The 4861-nt window shown below is 50.6% G+C and carries 5 protein-coding genes; 4 read left to right on the top strand and 1 reads right to left on the bottom strand.

What is annotated here, in order from left to right:
• A partial coding sequence (locus tag GX135_07150) for a hypothetical protein (GenBank protein ID NLN85860.1) occupies positions 1 to 438 on the bottom strand: 438 nt, incomplete at its 3' end.
• Between the two features lie 387 nt (positions 439 to 825).
• Between GX135_07150 and GX135_07155 the strand changes: the two genes are divergently transcribed.
• The 4 genes from GX135_07155 to GX135_07170 form a co-directional block, all read left to right on the top strand.
• Positions 826 to 2382, top strand: a complete 1557-nt coding sequence (locus tag GX135_07155; protein ID NLN85861.1) for a D-lysine 5,6-aminomutase subunit alpha — start codon at positions 826 to 828, stop codon at positions 2380 to 2382.
• Positions 2379 to 3125: a hypothetical protein gene (locus GX135_07160; protein NLN85862.1), complete on the top strand. Its 747-nt coding sequence runs from the start codon at positions 2379 to 2381 to the stop codon at positions 3123 to 3125. Before GX135_07155 ends, GX135_07160 begins: the two co-directional genes overlap by 4 nt.
• Positions 3126 to 3157: 32 nt before the next feature.
• Positions 3158 to 4408 carry an RIP metalloprotease RseP gene (gene rseP, locus GX135_07165; protein NLN85863.1) on the top strand — a complete coding sequence of 417 codons (1251 nt, stop codon included), beginning with the start codon at positions 3158 to 3160 and terminating at the stop codon, positions 4406 to 4408.
• A gap of 4 nt (positions 4409 to 4412) precedes the next feature.
• The coding region (locus tag GX135_07170; GenBank protein NLN85864.1) for a tRNA-guanine transglycosylase at positions 4413 to 4861 on the top strand (449 nt) is incomplete at its 3' end.

Below are 4861 nucleotides of genomic sequence, written 5' to 3' on the forward strand. Positions count from 1 at the left end.
AGTGCCCAACATTTGCGGCTGGACGGGATCACTGATGTCTAAACAAATGACGGAATAACCAGAATTAACGTAGAGGAGATTATCTTTCAAGATCATTCTGGAAACACCGTCTCCAAGCCAATAATATCCTACTTCCTTTATTGATTGCGGATTTGTGATATCAACTACCCGAACCCCGGAACCGGCGGTTCCCAAGTATGCATAATCACCATCCAACACAATGTCCAGCACAGACTTCCACTGCATCATCGAACGAGATACCAAGCTCACGCTGCGCATTCCCTGAGCCGCGATTACCTGGCTGGTTAATAAAAACAAGCAAAGTAAAACCAAAGTGCGAGCTCTTGCAAAGTCTGGGCGTGGCATAGCTTTGGTGCCTTTGCAACGTAAAACGCGGCAACTTTGCACCTTGTGATTTGTTAAAAAGGACGCAAGCATTATTCACCTCCTTGCTCAAAACACAACCTATAAAACGAAAATAGAATATCCGTGTAAGTTGTCAAGAAAAATAGTCGATTGAACAAACTCAAGCTAACAAACAGGAGTATGATTGGGTTTTTGCCAGTGAAAAGGTCTGGGCTGTAAGAGCCGATGAGGGAACGACACATAAGAAAGTGGATCTCGATCTTGCTGATAGACGTATTTTTTTGCAATCATCTAATTTAGACTACAAAGTGAGTGCGATTTGAAGTTTGGGGTGAAGGTTTATACCGTCCTGTATTCCAAACCAATATCTGAAAACACCTCCACAGCTTTTCCCTTGACGGATTCAGCCGTCCCAAAAAACGTGCAAAGATTGAATAATTAACACTTTGGGAGAGTTTAATGCTCAAACTGGACATCGACCTGAAAATGAAAGAACGCGCTCGCGATGCAGCCGCAAATATCGCCGGTTCATTCGATTGGCTCTTTGGCGGTTATTCCTCACTGGCTATTGAACGCACAGTTCTGCGCCTTTTGGGTGTGGACGGTGCTTTGGAAGATGGCAAACCCTTGCCAAACGTTGTTGTTGATCATCTGCAAACAATTGGCGGCATGGGTAAAGGTGCGGCAATCCCTGTGGCTAACGCCATGCTGGCAAAGAAGATGGATGTGATGGAAGTGGCTCAAGCCGTTGGACGCGGAGAACTTGACCTTGACAAAATCCCACCCCAGGATCCACAGGCTGTTTTTGATGTACTCAACACTCTGGCCGACAAGATGTTGAGCCACATCCGCGCTCAACGCGATACCCGCAAAGCCATGTTCGCGAAATACGGACCCAGACGCGTTCCCGCCATCTACGTAATTGTCGCCACCGGAAACATTTATGAAGACGCGGTTCAGGCAAAAGCCGCCGCTTCCGAGGGAGCGGACGTAATCGCGGTGATCCGTTCCACGGCACAATCGCTTTTGGACTACGTTCCTTTCGGTGCCACAACTGTTGGTTTCGGCGGTACTTACGCCACCCAGGAAAACTTCCGCATCATGCGTGCCGCCTTGGATGAAGCATCCGAGCAACAACAGCGCTATATAAGCCTAACCAACTACGCCTCCGGACTTTGCATGCCCGAAATCGCTGCCATGGGTGCCATCGAACGTTTGGACCTGATGCTGAATGACGCCATGTATGGCATCCTTTTCAGAGACATCAACCCCAAACGAACCCTGCTGGACCAATATTTCAGCCGCATGATAAACGCCTTTGCCGGCATCGAAATCCAAACCGGGGAAGATAACTATCTCACCACCTCTGACGCCATCGAAAAGGCATACACGGTGACGGCTTCTCAGCTTTTGAACGAACAATTTGCCCTGCTGAGCGGTGTGAAGCCCGAAAAAATGGGCTTGGGACACGCCTTCGAAATCGACCCTGAAATCGAGAACAGTTTTTCCTACGAACTCGCCCACGCGCTTCTAACCCGGGAACTTTTCCCAGACGCGCCTGTAAAATACATGCCACCAACCAAATACGCCAGCGGCAACATCTTTAAAACCCATCTTATGGGCGCGATGTTCAATTTCATCGGCCAGCTCACTGGGCAAGGTGTGCAGCTTTTGGGCATGATGACCGAGGCCATCCACACTCCGCATCTGGTTGATCGTTCCCTGGCCATTGAAAACGCGCAATACATCTTTAAAGCGGTGAAAAACCTGGGCGATAACCTGAGTTTGGTTCCGGATAGTTTTGTGAACCAGCGCGCCAACTTGGTTTTGACACAGGCGGTGGAATTTCTGGAAAAAGTGGCGTCTGAAGGGCTTTTCCCAGCCATGGCGCGCGGCGATTTTGCCGACATCAAGCGCCCCGAAAACGGTGGCAAAGGTCAGGACGGTGTTTTCCGCCGCGAAGAAGGCTATTTCAACCCATTTTTGGACAAGATGAAAAAGGAATTGGGATTATGAGCACCAAAGATATGATCCGCCCCTATGGCGACACCTCCGGTGACGGCAAAATGCAGCTGTCCTTCAGTTTACCTGTGCCAGCGGACGCCTGGGGCAAGGAAGCCGCCCGTCTGCTGCTCAAAAGCATGGGCTTCGATGAAATCGATGTTTGCGGCGTTCGCTATCTGGGCGAAGGCTTCACCCATTTCATAGCTTACGCTGCCACAGCGGCTTTTGTGGACCCTGCCTCCATCAAGGTGAAAGTGGTGGAAACCCCGGTGATGGATATGGACGCCACGGATGCATATATCACTGAAAATATCGGCCGCAAGCTCACCGTGGTAGGTGCCTGCATCGAAAGCGACGCCCACACCGTTGGGATTGATGCCATCATGAATATGAAGGGCTACAATCACCGCTTTGGGCTGGAACGCTATCAAATGTTCAACGCCATCAATATGGGCGCGCAGGTGCCCTCAGAGGAGCTTTTACGCCGTGCTCGTGAGGAAAACGCAGACGCGGTGTTGGTTTCACAGGTGGTCACCCAAAAGAACATCCACATTGATAACCTCACCAAATTGATTGAACTGGCTGAAGCGGAGCAACTTAGGGATAAAATGCTCTTCATCTGTGGAGGCCCTCGCATTTCGCACGAATTGGCTATCGAATTGGGTTATGACGCCGGCTTTGGAACGGGTTCCTATTCCACTGATGTGGGGTCGTTTATCGCAATCAGTATTGCGGAAAAGCAAATCAAAAAGTGACATTTATACTCACAATCTTTGCCTTCGCCCTGATGATTTTCATCCATGAATTGGGGCATTTCCTTGCGGCGCGTGCCTTTGGGGTGGGAATCGAAACATTCTCCATCGGCTTCGGCAAACCCATCAAAGAATGGGAGCGTCGCGGCGTGCTTTGGCGGCTAAGTTGGATTCCACTGGGCGGTTACGTGAAAATGAAGGGAGAGCACGACGATTCACCAGACCAACAGGATGAAGATTCCTTCCTGCGCAAAGCTTGGTGGAAAAAAGCGTTGATTGGATTGAGCGGACCTTTTGCCAATCTGCTTTTGGGGCTTTTACTCTTCATCTTTTCCTTCGTTCTGCCGGTGCAAATTGAGGATCAAAGACCGGTGCTCAGCCGCGCTGAAGGAGTATGGGCTGAAGTTTTTAGCCCCGGTGACAGTATCATCTCGGTTAACGACAAACTCATCAAAGGCTTTGGTGAATTTTGGGAAGAGCTTTTGGAAGAACCCGAAAGCAATGTCATTTTGAGCCGGGAAGGCCGGGAAGTGACTCTGCGGCTCAATTCCAAGGACATAGATTCGCTTGCCGTCAGTCTTTGGCCTCTTGCGGACACCCGTGTGGGAGAAGTGATGCCAAAAACCCCCGCCTACCATGCCAAACTTCAGCCCGGAGACCGCATTACGGCGGTGGATTCCGTGCGTGTGGATGATTGGTATGAGATGCGGGAAATGATTGTGAACGCGCCCCACGATGAAATTCTGCTTGAGATTCAACGAGGTGAACAATCCCTCCAAAAACGTCTACGCCTGGAGGCAAGCCTCAGTTCTGGTGGCAACCGTGCCATCGGCATAACTCAATACCAACCTGTGCGTTACACTCGCCGTTTTAATCTTTTCGAAGCCAGCAAATTGGGCGCCTATAACACGATGAATTTTGTGGTTCTAAACTATCAAATGCTGGGAAAATTGATTCGCCAACCTACCGAACTCAAAAAGTCCGTGGGTGGCCCGGTCATGATTGTCAGCATGAGTCAACAGATGGCCAAACGTGGCTTTGGCAGTCTGCTTACCTTTTTCGGCGGTATCAGTCTCATGCTGATGATGATGAACCTGTTGCCCATCCCGGTTTTGGATGGAGGCCTCATCCTTTTTTCCATTCTGGAGGGGATTTTCCGCCGTCCCATCCCCACGAAAGTCCGCGCCGTGCTTCAATCCATCGGCTTTTTCATCCTGATGGCATTGATGGTGCTGGCGCTCTATTCTGATGTAACCAGCGAAATCCTTCGCGCGATAAACAGGTAAAGCCTTGTTCCGCTTCAAATTGGAAAAAACCAGCGGCAAAGCTCGAGCCGCCACCATCAGCACCTCCCACGGAAAAATCCTGACCCCGGTTTTCATGCCTGTGGGCACGCTGGGAACCGTGAAGGCAATGAGTCCCCACGAACTTAAACAGACCCACGCCCAAATCATTTTGGGCAACACCTACCACCTCTATCTACGTCCGGGACACGAACTTATCCGCGATGCCGGCGGTCTGCACAAATTCATTTCCTGGAACAGACCAATCCTCACGGACAGCGGCGGCTTCCAGGTGATGAGCCTGGCCGCTTTGCGAAAAATCAGCCGTGAAGGCGTGAAATTCCAATCCCACATCGACGGCAGTCCGCATCTCTTTACCCCGGAAAGCGTTATCGGGATTCAGGAAGCCCTGGGAGCGGATATCATCATGAGCTTCGACGAATGCCCACCCTGGCC

Source organism: Candidatus Cloacimonadota bacterium, assembly GCA_012522635.1.
Lineage (GTDB): Bacteria > Cloacimonadota > Cloacimonadia > Cloacimonadales > Cloacimonadaceae > Syntrophosphaera.

Excerpts from the sequence above, each read along its gene's own strand:
- GX135_07155 (NLN85861.1), top strand. The coding sequence starts at position 826 with ATGCTCAAACTGGACATCGACCTGAAAATGAAAGAACGCGCTCGCGAT.
- GX135_07160 (NLN85862.1), top strand. The coding sequence starts at position 2,379 with ATGAGCACCAAAGATATGATCCGCCCCTATGGCGACACCTCCGGTGAC.
- rseP (NLN85863.1), top strand. The coding sequence starts at position 3,158 with ATGATTTTCATCCATGAATTGGGGCATTTCCTTGCGGCGCGTGCCTTT.